Raw genomic sequence first — 19,281 nt, 5'->3', positions numbered from 1 at the left:
CCGGTCATGACCCCCGAATTCGCGCCTGACAATGCTGAAAGCCTGCCGCTTTGGCTGATATGGTCCGGCAAGGACGGCCCCGATCTGTCGCAGCTCGACGGGGATATCCGCACCCGGGCCAGGGACTGGGCGGGCAAGGCGCAGTTCACCGGGGCGGCGGGAAAGCTGTGTCTGCTGCCGGGCGCTGATGGCGGTCTTGCCGGCGCGTTGTTCGGCATGGGTCCACGTCGCGCCGCCGCCGACCGGCCGGCGCGGGACCGTTTCCCGCTGGCGCGCGCGGTGGCGCAGCTTCCGGCCGGCGTCTGGCATCTGGCGGGCGCGGACGGCCCCGATTTCGATCCCGAGATGGCGGCGCTGGGGTGGCTGCTTGGGCAATACGCATTCGATCGCTACAAGCCGTCATCGGGCGACAGCCGGGCCATGCTCAAGGCACCGGCGGGTGCCGACGCGGCGCGGGCGCTGGCGATGGCGCGGGCCGAATTCCTGACCCGCGACCTGATCAACACGCCCTCGAACGACATGGGCCCGGACCAGATCGAGGCGGCGGCGCGCGATCTGGCCAAGGCGCATGACGCGCGGATCACCGTGACGGCCGGTGACGATCTTCCGGCCGCGAACCTGCCGATGATACATGCGGTCGGCCGCGCCAGCAGCCGCGCCCCGCGACTGATCGACCTGCGCTTTGGTGGCACCGCCGGACCGCGGGTGACGCTGGTCGGAAAGGGCGTGGCCTTCGATACCGGCGGGCTCGACATCAAGCCCGCCGCCGGCATGGCGCTGATGAAAAAGGATATGGGCGGTGCTGCGACCGTATTGGGTCTGGCGCAGCTTCTGGCCGAAACCGGCGCCACGAAACACATGCAGTTGCGGGTGCTGATTCCGGCGGTCGAGAATGCGATCTCGGGCAATGCCATGCGGCCCGGCGACGTGCTGACCAGCCGCAAGGGGCTGACGGTCGAGATCAACAACACCGATGCCGAGGGCAGGCTGATCCTTGCCGATGCGCTGGCGCTCGCGGCCGAGGAAAAGCCGCAGCTTCTGATCTCGATGGCGACGCTGACCGGGGCGGCGCGGGTGGCGCTTGGCCCCGACCTGCCGCCGTTCTTCTGTGACGACGACAGCGTGGCGGCGGCCATTCATCAGGGCGGCCAAGCGGGGGCCGATCCGGTCTGGCGGATGCCGTTCTGGGAACCCTATGAGCCGATGATCGAGCCGCTGATCGCCGATCTGGACAACGCCCCCGGCGGCGGCTTCGCCGGGGCCATCACCGCCGCGCTGTTCCTGCGCCGCTTTGCCGAAGGGGCAAGGCATTACGCGCATTTCGACATTTACGGCTGGACCCCCGCCGCCGCCCCCGGCCGGCCAAAGGGCGGGGTCGCCCAAGGCGCGCGCGCGATCTTCAACGCGCTGCCCGAAATCCTGCCCGGGCTTTCGGCATGAGTGGGACGACACCGCCCGACGCCCCCCCTGTCGATCCGACCGATCGCCGCCTGACCCCGGCGACCGACCGGGTCGCGCTGGACAGTCTGCGCGGGATGATCGCCGCCGAAAACTGGACCGAAGGCACCCCCGCGCGGCTGATACGCCCCGTTGCCGACCTGCGCCGCGCCCCGGGCGGCCCGCGCGACCGGCAGGTGATTTTCGGCGCCGACCTGACCCTGATCGAGACGCGCGACGGGTGGAGCTTTGTGCAGGCGCGGGCAGACGGCTATTGCGGCTGGATCGAAACCGATGCGGTCACGACAACGACCCCGCCGATCACCCATTGGGTCAACGCGCCCGGCTCGACGATCTTTTCGGGTCCCGACCTGAAAACGCCGGACCTGATGGGGCTTTCGCTTGGCGCGCGGCTGTCCTCGGAAGGGGTCGAGGGGCGGTTTCTGCGGCTGGCGGAGGGTGCGGGTTTCGTGCCGCTCCAGCATGTCGCAGCGGTCGACCAGCCCGCGCCCGACCCGGCCGGGGTGGCCGAGATGCTGCTGGGCACGCCCTATCTGTGGGGCGGCAACAGCCGCTGGGGGATTGACTGCTCGGGTCTGGCGCAGGCCGCGATGCGCGCCGCCGGACGGATATGCGCCGGCGATTCCGACCAGCAATGGCGGCTGAGCGGCGCGGTGGTGACGGATCGGATCCAGCGCAGCGATCTGTTGTTCTGGAAAGGCCACGTCGCCATCGCGCTGTCGCCCGATCAGATGATCCACGCCAACGCCAACCGCATGGCGGTGACGGTCGAGGGGATCGCCGAAGCGAAGGCACGAATCGAAGCCGCCGGCGAAGGCGCGTTTCTGGGCGTGAAGCGGTTGGGTTGATTGGGTGGCGCGCCGCCCCGGCGACAAATGGCGGGACGATCCGCGCTGGTGGTAACCGCACGGCCGTCACGGTCGAGGGGATCGCCGAAGCGAAGGCACGGATCGAAGCGGCAAGCGAAGGCGCGTTTCCGGGCCTGAAGCGGTTTATCTGATCGGCTGGCCTGATCGACCGAAGCGTCGGCCGGGGACAATCACAGCTGCTGCTCATATCCACGCGAACGGCAACCACCTGGCCGTCACGGCCGAGGGGATCACCGAAGCGAAGGCGCGAATCGAAGCCGCCGGCGAAGGCAAGTTTCTGCGCGTGAAGCGGCTGACCTGATCGGATGGCCTGATTGACCGGCGCGACGCCCGGCGACAACCACGGCTGCCGTTCCGATCCACGCCAATGGCAGCCGCATGGCCGTCACGGTCGAGGGGATCGCCGAAGCGAAGGCACGAATCGAAGCCGCCGGCGAAGGCGCGTTTCTGGGCGTGAAGCGGCTGGGTTGATTGGGTGGCGCGATGCGCGGCGACAAGCATGTCTGCCGGGACGGTCCGCGCCAGTGGCAACTGCATGGCCATCACCTTTGCGGTTGGGGTCTGATGCAGCCCCTCCTCGCTTGGAGTTCCCCGCCTAAGCCGACCCGCCCAGCACGAATACCCGCGAGGGGTGCACCAGGCCGCCCATGTAACGCCCGACCGCCAGCGCCCGCCCTTGCGCGCTGACCCAGACCTCGGTTCCGAAATCGGCGCTGCCGATGACCTGCCCGGGATTGCCGTTCCGCAACCGGATCGCGCCCTCCTCGGTCGCGCGCATCTCGGGCAGATCGCCCAACCCGCTCTGGATCGGCAGCAGATGTCGCTCCAGCGTGGCGGCATTGTCGCGGTCAAGCTGGTCGAAGCTGACCCCGTCCCCGACATCGAAGGGCCCGGACCAGACCCGCCGCAGGGTTTCGACATGGCCAAGACAACCCAGCACACGGCCCAGGTCCCGAGCGATCGACCGCACATAGCCGCCCTTGCCGCAGATCATCCGCAGATCCGACGTATCGGCCGTCATGCCCGTCACCTCAAGCGTCTCGACCCACAGGGGCCGGGCGGCAAGCTCGGGCCGCGCGCCCTCCCGTGCGAGATCATAGGCCCGCTCGCCGTCGACCTTGACCGCCGAAAAGGCCGGCGGAACCTGCATGATGTCGCCGATAAAGCCGCCAAGCGCATGGGCCAACTGATCCGGCGCCGGGCGGCGGTCGCTGGTCCGCACCACAGCGCCCGCCGCATCGTCGGTGGTGGTCTCGGCCCCCCAGCGCACGGTGAAATCATAGCATTTCAACGCATCGGTGATGAAGGGCACGGTCTTGGTGGCCTCGCCCAGCGCCACGGCCAGAAGGCCGGTCGCGTCGGGGTCGAGCGTGCCCGCATGCCCGGCCTTTTTCGCGTCGAGCGCCCAGCGCACCTTGCCCACAACAGCGGTCGAGGTCACGCCGGCGGGCTTGTCGACAATCAGCCAGCCCGAGATGTCACGGCCCTTTTTGCGCGCCATCTCAGCTTCCCTGCGCCGTGTCGCCCACAAGGCCGATCACCGGCCCCATCAACCGCCCGCGGTCCGAGCGGCCAAGCCCGGGCGCGTGCAGCCGCGAGATCGAGCCATCGAAATACAGCGCATCGCGGGCGCCAAGCCCGTCGCGGAACATCATTGCGAATTCGTAAAACGTCACCGGGCGATCGGAAATCGCGAACCACGCGACCTGACCCTTGTCATCGACGCCCACCCCGTTGCGCACATAGCGCGAGGTGGAATCGGCCAGAAAGCGCGGGTGCAACTGACCGTCAAGCAACAGCATCGGCCCGCTTTGCGTCGCCAGACGGCAGTCGGGCTTTGCCTTTGCGAAGGCGCGGCTTTCGATCACCTGAAAGGGCCGCTTGCCGCCGGTGCAGAAAACCCCGTTCGGCAGCATCCCGAAATTGCCGCCGCCGCCCGCCGTCACCAAAGGCGAGATCTCGGTGCCGTCGACCGCCATCAGCCCGACCGGGCTGCGATCCTCGTGATACATGCCGGCGTTCATGGCGAATGCCAGCGCACGCCCCTGTGGCAGCGTGGCCGATATGCGGTCGAACTGCCCCAGCACCTGCCCGTCGGCCCCTTTCAGCCATAGCTGAAGATTGGGCTCCTGCGCCGCCGGAACGGTGCAAACGACATAGCCGTTGCCGGCATGGGTCAGGCGCTGGCAGATGCCCTCGGCAGCGGCCGGCGCGGGGGCACCGGCGGCGGTCATCGCGACGACGGCAAGGGCGCCCGCCGCCCGTCCCAGCCGGCGCAGCATATCAGCGCGCCGCATCGTCCGAATCGTCCCGGTCGTCATCATCCCGATCATTCTCGTCCCGATCATCGTCATCCCAGTCGTCACCATACCGATCGGCATCCTGATCGGCCTCGCCCGCCATATCCCGCCGCACGCGTTCGTCCGCGAACATGCGCCGGGTGTCATCCATGCGGTCGAAGGTCTCATCCAGTTGGAAACGCAGATCGGGGGCGTATTTCAGGGTCATCGCCTTCGCGACCAGATGCCGAAGCTCTCGCGTATTGCGGCGCAGCGCGGCAAGCGCCTCATCCGCGCGCTGGCCGCCCAAGGGCAGCACATAGGCGGTGGCGATCTTCAGATCGGGCGAGCACCGCACCTCGCCCACGGTGATCGAGTGCCGGTTCAGGTCCGGGTCGTGAACATCGCCGCGCATGAGCACGTCGGACAGGGTGCGGCGGATCAGTTCCCCCACCCGCAACTGTCGCTGAGAGGGGCCGGGCCCCTGTTGAAATCTGTTCGTAGCCATGTGCCTTCATCTAGGGGGTCGCGGCCTTTGCCGCAACGGGATAACAGTTGGTCGGTGCAATAGTCGGGTGCAATAGTCGGAGGATTTGGGGATGAGCAAGCCGGGTGTGGTCGTGGCCGGGGCGATGGGGCGGATGGGCCGGATGCTGGTCAAACTGGTCTCCAGCTCGGATCAGGTGACGCTTGTCGGGGCGCTGGTCCGGCCCGGCAGCGAGTTGATCGGCCAGGACGCGGGCACCGCCATGGGCGGCCCGGCGCTGGGGGTGGCCCTGACCGACGACGCGGTAGAGGCGATGGCGCGGGCGCAGGCGCTGATCGACTTCACCACGCCCGAGGTGACGGTGCAGCTTGCCACGCTCAGCGCGCAGGCCCGCGCCGTGCATGTCATCGGCACCACCGGCCTGTCGGATACCGATCTGCTGCGGTTGCGCGCCGCCGCGCGCCACGCCCCGATCATCCGCGCTGGAAACATGAGCCTTGGCGTCAATCTGCTGGTCGGCCTGACCCGCAAGGTAGCAGTGGCGCTTGGCACCGATTGGGACATCGAAATCGTCGAAAGCCATCACCGGATGAAGGTCGACGCGCCTTCGGGCACCGCGCTTATGCTGGGCGAGGCCGCAGCCGAAGGCCGGGGCGAGCCCTTCGGCGACCTGCGCACGCCCGCCCGCGACGGCATGACCGGCCCGCGTTCCCGTGGCAGCATCGGCTTTTCGTCGATACGCGGCGGCGATGTGGTGGGCGAGCATGACGTGATCTTCGCGACCGAGGGCGAGCGGGTGATCCTGCGCCATCTTGCCAGCGACCGCGCGATATTCGCGCGCGGCGCGTTGCGCGCGGCGATCTGGGGGCAGGACAAGCCGCCGGGTGAATATGACATGACCGACGTGCTGGGCCTTTAGGAACCGCCCGCATGTCCCGAACCGCGTTTTTCCATGATGAGCGGACGCTGTGGCACGGCGGCGGCGATTACGTCCTGACCATCCCGGCGGGCGGGTTGGTCCAGCCGGGCGGCGGCCTGCCCGAGAACCCGGAAACCAAGCGCCGTCTGGTCAATCTGCTGGCCGTCACCGGGCTTTCGGCCGAACTCTCGGTCAGCAGTGCCGCGCCCGCCACGGCCGAGGATCTGCTGCGCGTCCATACCAGTGACTATCTGACCCGGTTCAAGGCGCTGTCGGATGCGCAAGGCGGTGAACTCGGCCCGCGGGTCCCGTTTCTGCGGGGCGGATATGATATCGCCGCCCTGTCGGCCGGGCTGAGCATGGCCGCGCTCGAATCGGTGCTGGCCGGGCGTGCGCGGAACGCCTATGCCCTGTCGCGGCCGCCCGGTCATCACTGTTTGCCGGACCTGCCGAACGGTTTTTGCCTGCTGGCCAATATCGCCGTCGCCATCCACGCCGCCCGGGCCAAGGGTCTTGGCCGCAGATTCGCCGTCGTCGACTGGGACGTTCATCACGGCAACGGGACCGAGGCGATATTCATCGACGACCCCGAGGTGCTGACCGTATCGGTCCATCAGGATCGGAACTATCCGCTGGATACCGGCGCGGCCGAGGTTCGCGGCGCGGGTAACGCCAATATCAACATCCCCCTTCCACCCGGCAGCGGTCATGCCAGCTATCTTGAGGCGATGGAGCGGATCATCCTGCCCGCCCTGACTGCCCACGAGCCCGAGGCGATCATCGTCGCCTGCGGCTATGACGCCTCGGCCGTCGATCCCTTGGGCCGCATGCTGCTTGGCGCCGGCAGTTTCGCCGCGATGACCGACCTGCTGCTGGCGGCGGCGGACCGGCTGTGCGCCGGGCGTCTGGTCATGGCGCATGAGGGTGGCTATTCTGAACTGCATGTTCCGTTCTGCGGCCACGCCGTTCTGGCGCGCATGGCGGACAGCACGATTGCGGCCGACGATCCATTGGCCGCAACCATTCGCGCCCGCCAGCCCGACGCCCGCTGGGTCAATCATCTCTCGGCCTATCTTTCGGAACTGGCCCAATATTTCGGAACCTCTCGATGACCTCTGCCGACCCTTCCGCCATTGAATTTCTCGGCTCGCGCCGTTCGCATCCGCCCAAGCTGCTTAGCGGGCCGGCGCCCGACCGCGCCCAGCTTGAGCAGCTTCTGACCCTTGCCGCCCGCGTTCCCGATCACGGCAAGCTGGAGCCGTGGCGCTTTATCGTCATGACCCGTCCGGCGCTGGACCGGCTGAAGCCGCTGATCCATCAGGCCGCGCTGGATCAGGGTCAGGATCAGGCCGGCGCCGACAAGGCGGCCTCCGCCTTTGATTCGCCCTTGATCGTGGCGGTCGTCTCGTCCCCGGTTCCCAGCGAAAAGGTCCCCGAGTGGGAGCAGTTTCTTTCCGCCGGCGCGGTCTGTCTTGGTCTTTTGAACGCAGCCCTTGCGGCCGGTTGGGGGGCGTCGTGGCTGACCGGGCTGGCCGCTCTCAACCCCGACTTCGGGCGTGCGCATCTGGGGCTGAAAACCGACGAACGGATCGTCGGGCTGGTCCATATCGGCACCAGCCGCGGCGCGCCGCCCGAACGGCCGCGCCCCGATGTGGCCGCCAAAACCACCTATCTGGCGTGATTTTTGAAAACGGTCGGCGCCGGCCCCGATGAGGCGGCGCGGATCAGCCCCGCAGCCAGTAATACAGCGTGTTCAGGTCATCGCGGGTGAACATGCCGCCCAGAATAAGCCATGCCAGAACAGCCCAGATCACCGTCGCCACGATCGTGGCAATCAGCGCCTGCCGTTTCAGCCGGTTTTCCGCCGGCGCCCCGGCAGGGGTGCCCGGCACGATCTCGCCCGCGTCGGCCTGCGAACGGTGGCCGATGGGCAGAATCACGAAAAGCGCCAGAAACCACAGCACCGCATAAAGAATGATTCCGCCGGTCAGGTTCATCTGGTTTCTCCGTCAGGGGCCGGGCGACTGGCTGGGTCGTGTCCGGCGGTCCCGGTGCTGTGGTGTCATTCCTGACGCCGTTAACCGTTGCTTAGCCTTTTGCGGGTTTACTGCGTCCAAGAGGTGATTCCAACATGGACGGATGCAATGCACAGCGACTTGACGTCACAGCCCGACATTTCGGCCCCTGACGCGGCCATCGCCGCCTTGCCGATGTGGAAGGCGACGGTTCCGACCCGCCCGCTGACCGGACTGACGGTCCTTGTGGTGGAAGACAGCCAGTTCGCAAGCGAGGCCGTGCGGCTGCTTTGCCTGAAGTCGGGGGCGCGGATCCGCCGGGCGGATTGCCTGCGATCGGCCAAGCGCCACCTGCAAACCTATCGCCCCGGCGTGGTCATCGTCGATCTGGGCCTGCCGGACGGATCGGGGGCCGAACTTATCGCTGATATCGTCTCGATGATGCCCCGGGTGCCGGTGGTGCTGGGCCTGTCCGGCGATTGCGACGGTCAGGCCACCGCCATGCGGGCGGGTGCCGACGGCTTTCTGGCCAAGCCGATCGAAAGCCTTGCCGTTTTCCAGCAATCCATCCTTGCCGCCATGCCGGTCGAGGCGCGCATGATCGGCCTTCGCGCCCTGCCGGATGAGGTGGTGTTTCCCGATGCATCGGCCCTGCGCGACGATCTGGCCCATGTGGCCGAGGTTCTGTCGGCGGCGCAGGATACCGGGATGATCGACTATATCGCGAAATTCCTGGCCGGGGTGGCCCGGTCCTCGCATGACACCATGCTGGAGGACGCGGCGACGGGTCTGGCCGAGGATCACCGCGCCGGCCGGGCGCTGGCGACGGATCTCGCCCGGATCAGCGGGCTGGTTCAGGATCGGCTGGCCAAGGCAGGCTGAGGGGTTCTGCTGCCGGGCCGGCATGGCGCGTGGGGGGCCTGCTCCTCCCCCTGCTGCCTTGCCCCCGGTTACGACCCCGGCCTCGCGACCCCGGTCACGACCCCGGCCGCTGCGTTTCCCCCCGGATGGCAGCGGCCGGGTTTCGGCTTGCCGCGGTCAGGCCCCGGCCGGGTTTCGGCTTGGCGGTGTCAGGCCCCGGACGAAACCCGCAACGGCGTCAACTGCCGGCCGGTGTCGTCGAAATTCGACGGGTCGAGCCAGCGGTCCCACTCGGCGCGGATCGCCGGCCAATCCTCGCTGGTCATCGCAAACCAGGCGGTGTCGCGGTTGCGGCCCTTGATGATCATGTGGTTGCGGAACACGCCCTCGAACGCAAAGCCATAGCGTTCAGCCGCCCGGCGCGAGGGTGCGTTCAGCGCATCGCATTTCCACTCTACCCGGCGATAGCCGTTCTCAAAGGCCCAGCGCACCATCAGCATGATCGCCTCGGACGCGGCGCGGGTCCGCTGCAGGAACGGCGCGATCTCGATATGGCCGATCTCGATCACGCCATGGCCGGGCTCGATCCGCAGATAGGACGCGACACCGCCGGTCTTGGCCCCGGCCTTGTCGATCAGCGCATAGAAAAAGGGGTCCTGGCTTTGGGCCATGCCGTCCAGCCACGCGGCGTATTCCTCGACCCGGGCGAAGGGGCCGTAACCCAGATAATCCCAGACCCAGTCCTGACCCATGTTCGCCGCGAATATATCACCGGCATGGCGCGCGGCGTTCAGCCTTTCCAGCGACACATAGCGCCCGTCAAGCCGGTCCGGCCCGGGCCTCGGCACCGCTGTCCAGCCCGCAATGGACCGGCCGACCGGACGTTCAGCGCCATGCCGCGTTCCATCGCCAGTTTGCGTTTCCATTCCCGCCCCCCATGATCAGCCCGCCCAGAATGGCGGCATGCCGGGGCGGACACAAGTCCGGCGGCGGAAACGCCGGGCGGCCGTCAGGCCAGAATGCCCGGATCCGTGCCCATGTCGAGGGCCGGAAACACCACGGTTTCCAGCGCATTGCGCGGAATGCCGAAAAGCCCCGCCATCGCCCAGGCGGCATAGGCGCGGACATCCCGCGTCGGCAACAGGTCGCGGTCGGCGTAAAGATTGCCCTCGCCCAGTCCCGGCCATTTGCCGAAGACCTTGCCGCCCTTGATGGCGCCGCCCGCCATCAACATCGCCCCGGCCGTGCCGTGGTCGGTGCCGTCCGAGCCGTTTTCGCGGACGGTGCGGCCGAATTCCGTCATCGCAAGGACGGTGGTCTTGTCCCAGTTCGCGCCCAGCCCATCGCGCAGGGCCAGAACGGCCGCACTCAGATTGGCCAGCGCCCGACCAAGGACGGCTTCCTGCCCGGCATGGCTGTCGAACCCCGACAGCGAAAACGCCGCGATCCGGGTGCGGCCGTTCATCCTGTCGGCCGCAAACCCGCCCAGCGCCGCAGCCGCCGCGGTCGGACCGCCTGCACCGGCGATTTCGGGACTGTTCGCGGCGATGGTCGCGGCCTCGGCCGAGGCCTTGCGGAACAGCGGATCGTCTTCGTAGGCGCGGTCCAGCAACAGTTGCGCCTGCGGTGAGATGGTGAATTTCGTGTTCGGCGCCCAGCTTTTCCGATAAGCCTCGCCCGACAGGATCAGCATGTCCTCATTGCCGATCGCATAGGCGGTCTCGGCCTCGGGGTCGGGCATCACGGTCAGCAGACGGTTCAGCCAGCCGCCCTTGCGCATCTCGGCGATCATGTCGTTCGCGGTGCCGGCCTCGAGCATGCTCTGCCCGTCGAAATGGCTGCGCTCGTCCCGGTAAGGCGTCGAAACCGCGTGCACGAAGCCAAGCTGCCCGGCCTTCCACAGCGGCAACAACGGCGCCAGTTCGCGGTGCAGCGCATAAAACCCGTCCAGATCCGTCGCCCCGCCCTGAGGTCCGACCGACAGGTTCTGGCGCAATTTGCGTAACAGCGGGTCGCCCCATGGCTGAACCGCATCCAGCCCGTCCATCGCACCGCGCAGCACGATCACCACAAGCCGGTTCTCGCCCGGCGCGGCGGCCATGGTGACGGTGGACATAAACGGATGCGCGGCCAGCGAACAGCCGATCAGCGCCGATCCCTTCAGAAAAAGCCTGCGATTGACGATCATCTTGCGCTATCTCCGATTGAAGTCGGCCGAGGCGAGGACCAGACCGATCCCCTCGGTCACCGATTCCGATTTCGGCACCGCCCATGCCAAAGGCTCGGAAACGGTTGCGCCAAGCGCCGTGTTCATGAACAACCGCGGGTCGGGCAATTTCTCGCGCAGACGCGACGGCATGCGCATCGCCCAGCTTATCCGCGCCGCCAGCGCCTGCGGCGTGATCCAGGTCTCGGCCTCTTCGTGCCAGCCGTCCGGCCCGATCGGCTGGCCCCAGGCCTGACCCATCGCGGTCATCGGACGAAAGATCATGTTGCGGAAACTCCGCGATTCGATGGCCATGACCGAAGCCCGGTTCATCCCCAGGGCGCGCAGCGATGCCGCAATGAAATCAAACGGCTGGCGTGCTTTTTGGCGGAATTGCGCGGTCAGCGCCGGATGGTTCACCAGCACCCGATAGACCGAAGGAAGATCGCCGCCGGTATCCTTCCATGCCTGCGACATGGCCTTGATCAGGTCGGGATCAGGGTTGTCGGACACGAAATGCACCGCCAGCTTCCAGGAAAGATGATCGGCCGTATCCGGGCGGACCGCCAGATCGTCCAGCACCGCGCGGATATCGTCGAGACTAGCTTTCTTGCCGCCGCCATAGCTGACACCCAGCACCGACTGGGCGCCCGGCTCGGACCGCTGCGGCACGAAATTCTCGCCCGATTTCAGCTCATAGGTCAGCCCGGTCAGCAGTTCGGCCAACTGGCGGACGTCCTTTTGGGTATAGCCGCTGTTGACCCCGACCGTGTGCAGCTCCAGCAGCTCGCGCGCCAGATTTTCGTTCAGACCGACCTTGCGCCCCTTGCGCGCCTGCGCCACCGCCTGACGCGAGTTCGGCCCGATGCTGTTGACCTGATCCAGATAGGTCAGCATCGCCGGATGCGTGATCGCGGCGAACAGCAGATCCGCGAACCGGCCGTTGACCTTGGGCCGGATGGCGGTGTCGTAGAAGGCGGTTTCCATCGCCTCCATTGCCGGGTTGTCGATCCGCACGGTGAAATGATCAGCCCAGAAGTTCACCAGCCTTTCACCGAAACCCACCGGCTCGGCCGCCGCCCGGGCCAGACGCGATTGAAGCTGAAGATAGCCGAGCTCTCTCAGCCCGTTGCGCAATTCCACGAATTCGGGGGTTTTTTCCTTGCCGGGCCCCATGCCGCGGACAACTTTCTGATATTCCAGCCGCATTTCATGCGCCCGCCGGGTGGTGATGGCTGCTGGCCCCGCCCCCGTCCGCGCGGCGCTGGCCAGCACCTCTTCGGGGCCGGCCGGCGGCGGCATCAGCGGCGACAGGCCGTAACCCAGCCGGATCGCCGCGATTTCAGGATAACCGATCGACATGTCTTGTCCCGCCCAGCTTTCGCTTTGCCGCAGGCGTTCGACGCCCGCTGACACGGGTTACAATATATATGTAAGGGCGCCGAGGTCAGCCCCCGGGGCCGATCACTCTTTTGGCAAAACCCGCAACCGCAATTCGCGCAACTGCTCGCCGGTCGGCTCGCTCGGCGCGCCCATCATCAGGTCTTCGGCGCGCTGGTTCATCGGGAACATGATGACTTCGCGGATGTTCTGCTCATCGGCCAGCAGCATCACCATGCGGTCGATGCCCGCCGCGCAGCCACCGTGCGGCGGCGCGCCATAGCGGAACGCCTTGACCATGCCGCCAAAGCGCTTTTCGACCTCATCATGGCCATAACCGGCCAGTTCGAAAGCCTTGAACATGATCTCGGGCTTGTGGTTGCGGATCGCGCCCGAAATCAACTCATAGCCGTTGCAGGCCAGATCGTATTGATAGCCCTTGACCGCCAGCGGATCGCCCGACAGCGCGTCAAGCCCGCCCTGCGGCATGCTGAACGGGTTGTGGCTGAAGTCGATCCGGCCCTCGTCGGTCTTTTCATACATCGGGAAGTCGACGATCCAGGCGAATTTGAACTGGTTCTCGTCGGTCAGGCCAAGCTCACGCCCGATCTCGTTCCGCGCGCGGCCGGCGACGGCCTCGAAGGTCTCGGGCTTGCCGCCAAGGAAAAACGCCGCGTCACCCTCGCCCAGACCAAGCTGCTGGCGGATCGCCTCGGTCGGGCCGTCGCCCAGCGCCTTGGCGATCGGGCCGGCGGCCTCGGTCGAGCCATCCTCGGCCTTGCGCCAGAAGATATAGCCCATGCCCGGCAGACCCTCTTTCTGCGCGAAGGCATTCATGCGGTCGGCGAATTTGCGGCTGCCTCCGGTCGGTGCCGGAATGGCGCGGACCTCGGTGCCTTCCTGCTCCAGCAGTTTGGCGAAAATGGCGAAACCGCCGCCGCGGAAATGATCGCTGACCACCTGCATCTCGATCGGGTTGCGCAGGTCGGGCTTGTCGCTGCCGTATTTCAGCATCGCTTCGGCATAGGGAATGCGCGGCCAGTCGGCGTTGATCGGACGACCGCCGCCGAATTCCGCGAACACGCCCTGAATGACCGGCTGAATGGCGTTGAACACGTCCTCCTGCTCGACAAAGGACATCTCGACATCGAGCTGATAGAAATCGGTGGGGCTGCGGTCGGCGCGCGGATCCTCGTCGCGGAAGCAGGGGGCGATCTGGAAATAGCGGTCGAAACCCGCGACCATGATCAACTGCTTGAACTGCTGCGGCGCCTGCGGCAGGGCATAGAACTTGCCCGGATGCAGGCGCGACGGGACAAGGAAATCGCGCGCGCCTTCGGGCGACGAGGCGGTGATGATCGGGGTCTGGAACTCGGTAAACCCGGCGTCCCACATGCGGTTGCGGATCGACCGGATCACGCGCGAGCGCAGCATGATGTTGTTGTGCAGGCTTTCGCGTCTCAGGTCGAGGAACCGGTACGCCAGCCGGGTTTCCTCGGGATAGTCCTGTTCGCCGAACACCGGCAGCGGCAGATCGTCGGCGGGGCCGAGGATCTCGACATCGGTCGCATAGACCTCGATCTCGCCGGTGGGCAGCTTCGGGTTGACCAGCGCCGCATCGCGCAGCTTGACCCGGCCGTCGATGCGGATCACGGTTTCGGCCCGCAGCTTCTCCAGCGTGGCGAAGGCCGGGCTGTCGCTGTCGGCGATGACCTGGGTGATGCCATAGTGATCGCGCAGGTCGATGAACAGCACCCCGCCATGATCGCGCACCCGGTGCACCCAGCCCGAAAGACGGACCTCGGTCCCGGCATCGGCGGCGGTCAACTGGCCGCAAGTATGGCTGCGATAGGCGTTCATGGCAGGTCCCCTTTTCGTCGGTCCTGCATCAACCGCTTCACACCGGCGAAGTCAAGGTTCAGAACGGTCTGACGACGTTGCCCGAATAGAAATATACACCCATCCCCACGGCGAAAAGCACATTGCCCGCCACCGCATGCATCAGCCACGCGGTCGGAAAGCCGCGTTCCAGATAGCCGCGGGCAAAGACGATGCCGCCCAGAAAGGTCAGCACCGCGACGATGGGCGACCAGTACATCAGATGCGCAAGCGAGAATATGGCGGCGTTCACCAGTATCGCCGGGCGCCGCTGCGGGAACAGCGCCGCATAGCGGTGGAAGAACAGGACCCGAAAGATCAGCTCTTGCGGCAGCGCCGACAGAAACGGGTAAAACGCCCAGACCAGCAGCATCCGCGCCGGGTCGGTCAGCAGAAAGCTGAACAGGTTTTGCGGGCGGTTTATCGACAGGATGATCCACCCCGAGACTAGCACGATCAGCCCGACCGCCGCGACCTTTCCCCACGGGATGCGTCGCCAGCCGCGCAGCAGCCCGCGCCAGTCAAAGCCGCCGGTGCGCCACAACAGCACCAACCCGGCGAGGCTGAAGGCGAAAAGCGCCAGAAACATCGCGCGCGGCGGCATGAAAACGGCGATTACGACCGGCGTCAGCACGAAAAGGCAGACGAATTCCGCCCAAAGCCATGAACGCCGGTCCGTGAACCTCATGCGGCGATCCGGTCGCTATTGCGAACGGCGCTGAAACCAGCTTCGCCAGGTCTGCGCGTCACCGACAAAGGTGTTCAGATCCACGTTCCCCCGAATGCCCGGCACGATCCCGGTCCCGGAATACTGCCAGAACGTCCATCTTTGACCGGGATAGACCTTGCTGGGATGACCGGCGACCGACCGCAGCCAGAATTCCGCCTGAAGCTGGCCAAGGTTGTTGTGACGATAGAAATCGACCGTCGTGTAAACGATGGGGCGCTGGCCATAGTACCGCTCGATGATGGTCAGCCATGTGTTCAGCTCGCGCTGAACCTCGGCCGGCGAGGGGCGGGTGCGGCAGGTCCGCGAGGTCGGCGTCCATTCCGCATCCAGAACCGGCGGCAACGCGCCCCGCTGACGCGGCACGTTGGCGATGAACCACGCCGCCTGTTCCTGCGCCGAGCGGCAGAAGTAGAAGTAATGATAGGCGCCGCGCGGAATCCCGGCCGCCGCGGCCTCGGCGTAATAGCGCGGAAAGCTGGTATCGCGGTGATCGCCGCCTTCGGTCGCCTTGATGAAGGCAAAGCTGACCCCGGCCTCGCGCGCGCGGTTCCAGTCGATATTGCCCTGATACTTCGACACGTCGATGCCGTGGACCTGATTGTTATACGGGTGTCCGCCGACCCAGACATGCGGTTTCGAATCCGAAATCTGCGGGACCGCGCCGCCGACATACCCGCCGGGACCACCCGAGACCCGTGCGGGGCTGCGACCGCAGGCCGCGACGAAAAGCATCAGAAAGATGCTGCATATGGTCAGAAACCGTTTCACTGCACTGCCCCTTGGTTTTTTCTTTTCGTCGTTATCACCCGTTCGTCACAAAAAGTCACGCTGGCGTGGGTCCGGAACGGTCACGAATTGGTCAGAAAGTCAAACATTGGCGGCCCGGGTCATTGGCCGGGGCGCCGGCCGGGTCGCCGGCCGAACCGCCTGTCACGGGACCAGCTTGCCCGGATTCAGGATGTTCTTGGGGTCCAGCGCCTCTTTGATCGCGCCCATCACCTGCCAGCCCTCGCCATGCTCGGCCTGCATCAGATGGCGCTTGCCGATGCCGACGCCATGCTCTCCGGTGATGGTTCCGCCCATCCGCAGCGCCCGTTCGGCCAGCCGGGCCGAGATGCGCTTGGCGCGGGCCAGATCCTCGGACTGGTCGGGGTCGATCAGCAGGATGGCGTGAAAATTGCCGTCGCCGACATGGCCGAGGATCGGGCCCAGCATGCCGGCGGCGTCGATATCGGCGCGGGTTTCGGCGACCGCTTCGGCCAACCGGCTGATCGGCACGCAGATATCGGTGACCATCGCGGTCGCGCCCGGACGCAGCGCAAGGCAGGCGGGATAGGCGCCGTGACGCATCTTCCACAGCCGGGCGCGCGCCTCGGGCGAGGTGGTCCAGTCGAAATCCACGCCGCCGAACTCGGCCGCGATCTCGCCGAAACGGGCCGCGTCTTCGGCCACACCGGTGGCCGAGCCGTTGAATTCGATCATGAGATGCGGCTTTTCCGGCAATTGCGTGCCGGCATAAAGGTTGAAGGCGCGCGCCGTCGCCTCGTCGACGAATTCGATCCGCGCCATCGGTATGCCCGACTGGATCGTGGCGATCACGCAGTTCACCGCATCGTCCAGCCCGGGAAAGGCACAGACCGCGCTGGCGATTTCCTCGGGCTGGCCGTGCAGACGCAGGGTCAGTTCGGTGATGATGCCCAATGTGCCTTCCGAGCCGAGCAGCAGCGCGGTCAGATCATAGCCGGCGCTGGATTTGGCCGCGCGCGATCCGGTGCGGATGATCCGGCCGTCGGACAGCACCGCCTCAAGGCCCAGAACGTTGTCGCGCATGCTGCCATAGCGAACCGTGGTGGTGCCGCTGGCGCGCGTGGCCGCCATCCCGCCAAGGCTGGCATTGGCGCCCGGATCGACCGGAAAGAACAACCCCGTTGCCCGCAATTCCACATTCAGCGCCTCGCGCGTCACGCCGGGCTGCACGACGGCCAGCATATCCTCGGGGCGGACCTCGAGCACCCGGTCCATGCGCGACATATCAAGCGAGACGCCCCCCAGCGGCGCCAGCGCATGCCCTTCCAGCGAGGTGCCGGTGCCCCATGCGATCACCGGCAGGTCACGGGCGTAGCAGATGCGCAGGATCGCGGCGACCTCGGCGGTCGATTCCGGCCATGCGACGGCATCGGGGGGCGCGGCGCTGTGCCAGGTCTCGGACCCGGCATGCGCCTCGCGGTCGGGACGCGCGACCGACAGGCGCGGCCCCAAAAGGTCGCGCAGCTCGGAAATCGCGGTTTCGACATCGGCTTGGCCCATGAAAGGGTTGAAGCACGCGGCGCGGCGCAAATCCAGACTTGATCTTGACGGCGGCGCTTCGCATAGCGGGCAAACGCCGACCCAGCCGAAAGCGCCTGATGACCGATCCGATCCGCGACCGTCGCGCCCGACACCTGCGCCTTGCGCGCCGCACCCGCTGGCTGCGCAGGCAGGGCCGGCAGGCGGCCGCGCAACTGCGCGATCAGGGCCCGGTCGAGCTGCGGTTCTGGGCGCTGGCGTTTCTGATCGGGGCCGGCGGCGGGCTGGCCGCGATCGCGTTCCGGCTGGCGCTGACCGGGCTGGCACAGCTTCTGTACGGGGCGGACGATCTTAAATCGGCGCTGCTGACCGGGCTGGTGCCGTGGTGGTGGCTTTTGTTCGTGCCGATGCTGGGCGGCATGCTGACCGGCATCATCCTTGACCGCACCACCCCCGACGCCCGCGCCCGCACCGTCTCGGACGTGATCGAGGGCGCCACGGTCGGGCGCGGCCAGGTCGAGGTCAGGGCGGGGCTCGGCTCCAGCGTGGCGTCGGTCGTCACCCTGACCGCCGGCGGCGCCACCGGCCCCGAGGCGCCGATCATCCATCTGGCCGCGATCATTCCGACCTTCGTCTCGCGCTGGCTGAAAATGAACCCGATGTCGGCGCGCGATCTGTTCGGCTGCGCCACGGCCGGCGCGGTCGCGGCCAGCTTCAACGCCCCACTTGCCGGGGCGATCTTCGCGCATGAGGTCATCCTGCGCCACCTGTCCGTGCGGACCCTGTCGCCGGTCGCCATCGCAGCCGTGACGGGAACCATGCTTTACCGTCTGGTTTTCGGCAACACGACGCAATTCGACCCGCCCGCGGTTTCCGATGCCGGCTTTGCGGTGCAATTCCCCGCCTTCATCGCCACCGGCATCGGTTGCGGTATCATCGCGGCCGGTCTGATGTGGGCCGTTCTGGCCTCGGACGCGCTGTTCGGCCGGGCGCAGCGCGCCGTCGGCGGCCCGCGCTGGCTGCGGCCGATGGCGGCGGGGGCGATGCTGGGCCTGCTGGCGATCGCCTTTCCCGACGTGATCGGCATCGGCACCGAGACGATCGAATCGGCGCTGACCGGGCGCATGGCGCTGGCGCTGGCGACGGCGCTGGTCGCCGCCAAGCTGGTCGGGACGGCCATCACCATGGGTGGCCGCATGGGCGGGGGAATTCTGGCGCCGGCCCTGACGCTGGGCGCGGTGGCCGGGCTGATGTTCGGCAAGATGTTCACCTATATCCTGCCCGGTTTCGCCGGCACCGAGGCGCTTTATGCCTTTGCCGGGATGGCCGCGGTGGGGGCCTCGGTCTTCGGCGCGCCGCTGTCCGCCGCGTTGATGGTGTTCGAGTTGAGCGGCGGCTGGCAGACCGGCCTGGCGGTGCTGACCGCCGTGTCGCTGTCGACGGCGGTGTCCTCTCGGCTCGTCCACCGCTCATTCTTCATGCTGCAACTGGAACGGCGGGGTCTGCGCGTGACCCACGGGCCGCAGGACTGGCTGCCGCAACGGATCCTTGTCGGGTCGGTGATGAAGGAGGTGGACACGCCCAAGGCCCCGCCGCGCGCCGAGATCGACCGGATGATCGCGCAGGGGCAGGTGTTGCGCGACACCGCGAGCCTGTCCGAGGCGCTGCGCCAGTTCGACCGCTGCGGCCAGCCGGTGCTTCCGGTGACCTGGCGCGACCCCTCGGGGCAGGCCGCGCTGATCGGGGTGCTGTTTCATGTCGATACGCTGGCGGCGATCAACCGCGCGCTGGCCGAAACCGCCGCCGAAGAGCATGGATAGCATGGCCGCGCCTTGCATGTATCGGCCGGGAATGCTTTGCATCGGGCGTCGGGCGGGACAATGGCTGGCGGCAATTGGTGTTTTTTATTAGAT

The 19,281-nt window shown here is 67.0% G+C and carries 19 protein-coding genes; 7 read left to right on the top strand and 12 right to left on the bottom strand.

Features of this window, described 5'->3' with window-relative positions; genetic code table 11:
- The first annotated feature begins 6 nt into the window (after positions 1–6).
- Positions 7–1,440 (top strand): leucyl aminopeptidase family protein, encoded by a 1,434-nt coding sequence (locus tag ACFSCT_RS18805; RefSeq protein WP_379145351.1) that lies wholly within the window; start codon positions 7–9, stop codon positions 1,438–1,440.
- Complete coding sequence (locus tag ACFSCT_RS18800) at positions 1,437–2,306, top strand: C40 family peptidase (RefSeq protein ID WP_379145350.1); 870 nt, start codon at positions 1,437–1,439, stop codon at positions 2,304–2,306. The genes ACFSCT_RS18805 and ACFSCT_RS18800 overlap by 4 nt, the downstream gene beginning before the upstream one ends.
- A gap of 204 nt (positions 2,307–2,510) precedes the next feature.
- Here the strand turns inward: ACFSCT_RS18800 and ACFSCT_RS18795 are convergent, their stop codons facing one another.
- From ACFSCT_RS18795 to rbfA, 4 genes are read right to left on the bottom strand one after another with little or no spacing between them, the layout of a single operon-like run.
- Positions 2,511–2,864, bottom strand: a complete 354-nt coding sequence (locus ACFSCT_RS18795) for a hypothetical protein (protein WP_379145348.1) — start codon at positions 2,862–2,864, stop codon at positions 2,511–2,513.
- Positions 2,865–2,922: 58 nt separating this feature from the next.
- On the bottom strand, positions 2,923–3,828 hold the full coding sequence (gene truB / locus ACFSCT_RS18790; RefSeq protein WP_379145346.1) for a tRNA pseudouridine(55) synthase TruB: 906 nt from the start codon (positions 3,826–3,828) through the stop codon (positions 2,923–2,925).
- A 1-nt stretch (position 3,829) separates the two neighbouring features.
- The gene (locus ACFSCT_RS18785) at positions 3,830–4,609 is read right to left on the bottom strand and encodes a phosphodiester glycosidase family protein (protein WP_379145594.1); all 780 of its coding nucleotides are present in this window, start codon (positions 4,607–4,609) and stop codon (positions 3,830–3,832) included.
- A gap of 1 nt (position 4,610) precedes the next feature.
- Positions 4,611–5,114 carry a 30S ribosome-binding factor RbfA gene (rbfA, locus tag ACFSCT_RS18780; RefSeq protein WP_379145345.1) on the bottom strand — a complete coding sequence of 168 codons (504 nt, stop codon included), beginning with the start codon at positions 5,112–5,114 and terminating at the stop codon, positions 4,611–4,613.
- A 91-nt stretch (positions 5,115–5,205) separates the two neighbouring features.
- Between rbfA and dapB the strand changes: the two genes are divergently transcribed.
- Genes dapB through ACFSCT_RS18765 form a run of 3 tightly spaced genes read left to right on the top strand, consistent with a single transcriptional unit; the run spans position 5,206 to position 7,693 of the window.
- Positions 5,206–6,012, top strand: a complete 807-nt coding sequence (dapB, locus tag ACFSCT_RS18775) for a 4-hydroxy-tetrahydrodipicolinate reductase (RefSeq protein ID WP_379145343.1) — start codon at positions 5,206–5,208, stop codon at positions 6,010–6,012.
- Positions 6,013–6,023: 11 nt separating this feature from the next.
- Positions 6,024–7,124, top strand: a complete 1,101-nt coding sequence (locus tag ACFSCT_RS18770) for a class II histone deacetylase (protein WP_379145342.1) — start codon at positions 6,024–6,026, stop codon at positions 7,122–7,124.
- Positions 7,121–7,693, top strand: a complete 573-nt coding sequence (locus tag ACFSCT_RS18765; RefSeq protein ID WP_379145339.1) for a nitroreductase family protein — start codon at positions 7,121–7,123, stop codon at positions 7,691–7,693. Before ACFSCT_RS18770 ends, ACFSCT_RS18765 begins: the two co-directional genes overlap by 4 nt.
- 43 nt (positions 7,694–7,736) lie before the next feature.
- On the opposite strand, the gene ACFSCT_RS18760 is transcribed toward ACFSCT_RS18765, so the two are convergent.
- Positions 7,737–8,009, bottom strand: coding sequence for a DUF1467 family protein (locus ACFSCT_RS18760; protein WP_379145337.1), 273 nt, complete (start codon positions 8,007–8,009; stop codon positions 7,737–7,739).
- A 213-nt stretch (positions 8,010–8,222) separates the two neighbouring features.
- Here ACFSCT_RS18760 and ACFSCT_RS18755 point away from each other — a divergent pair, with 213 nt between their 5' ends.
- A complete protein-coding gene (locus ACFSCT_RS18755) occupies positions 8,223–8,909 on the top strand; it encodes a response regulator (RefSeq protein WP_379145592.1) in 687 nt (228 codons plus the stop codon).
- Between the two features lie 188 nt (positions 8,910–9,097).
- Here ACFSCT_RS18755 and ACFSCT_RS18750 read toward each other — a convergent pair whose 3' ends face one another.
- The 7 genes from ACFSCT_RS18750 to ACFSCT_RS18720 all read right to left on the bottom strand — a co-directional run bounded on the left by ACFSCT_RS18750 (position 9,098) and on the right by ACFSCT_RS18720 (position 17,389).
- A complete protein-coding gene (locus ACFSCT_RS18750; protein WP_379145335.1) occupies positions 9,098–9,814 on the bottom strand; it encodes a GNAT family N-acetyltransferase in 717 nt (238 codons plus the stop codon).
- Between the two features lie 83 nt (positions 9,815–9,897).
- Entirely contained in the window at positions 9,898–11,076 is a 1,179-nt protein-coding gene (locus ACFSCT_RS18745; RefSeq protein WP_379145334.1) for a DUF1501 domain-containing protein, read from the bottom strand.
- A gap of 6 nt (positions 11,077–11,082) precedes the next feature.
- Entirely contained in the window at positions 11,083–12,456 is a 1,374-nt protein-coding gene (locus tag ACFSCT_RS18740) for a DUF1800 domain-containing protein (RefSeq protein WP_379145332.1), read from the bottom strand.
- Positions 12,457–12,558: 102 nt separating this feature from the next.
- Positions 12,559–14,334 (bottom strand): aspartate--tRNA ligase, encoded by a 1,776-nt coding sequence (aspS, locus tag ACFSCT_RS18735; protein WP_379145331.1) that lies wholly within the window; start codon positions 14,332–14,334, stop codon positions 12,559–12,561.
- Between the two features lie 58 nt (positions 14,335–14,392).
- On the bottom strand, positions 14,393–15,040 hold the full coding sequence (locus tag ACFSCT_RS18730; RefSeq protein ID WP_379145329.1) for a CPBP family intramembrane glutamic endopeptidase: 648 nt from the start codon (positions 15,038–15,040) through the stop codon (positions 14,393–14,395).
- Positions 15,041–15,055: 15 nt separating this feature from the next.
- Positions 15,056–15,814, bottom strand: a complete 759-nt coding sequence (locus tag ACFSCT_RS18725; RefSeq protein WP_379145591.1) for a glycoside hydrolase family 25 protein — start codon at positions 15,812–15,814, stop codon at positions 15,056–15,058.
- A 198-nt stretch (positions 15,815–16,012) separates the two neighbouring features.
- Complete coding sequence (locus ACFSCT_RS18720; protein WP_379145327.1) at positions 16,013–17,389, bottom strand: FAD-binding oxidoreductase; 1,377 nt, start codon at positions 17,387–17,389, stop codon at positions 16,013–16,015.
- Between the two features lie 98 nt (positions 17,390–17,487).
- On the opposite strand from ACFSCT_RS18720, the gene ACFSCT_RS18715 reads away from it, so the two are divergent.
- Positions 17,488–19,188: a chloride channel protein gene (locus ACFSCT_RS18715; RefSeq protein ID WP_379145326.1), complete on the top strand. Its 1,701-nt coding sequence runs from the start codon at positions 17,488–17,490 to the stop codon at positions 19,186–19,188.
- Positions 19,189–19,281: the final 93 nt, after the last annotated feature.

Source organism: Paracoccus pacificus (assembly GCF_042680785.1).
GTDB lineage: Bacteria > Pseudomonadota > Alphaproteobacteria > Rhodobacterales > Rhodobacteraceae > Paracoccus > Paracoccus pacificus.
This window is presented reverse-complemented; position numbering and strand designations above follow the sequence as displayed.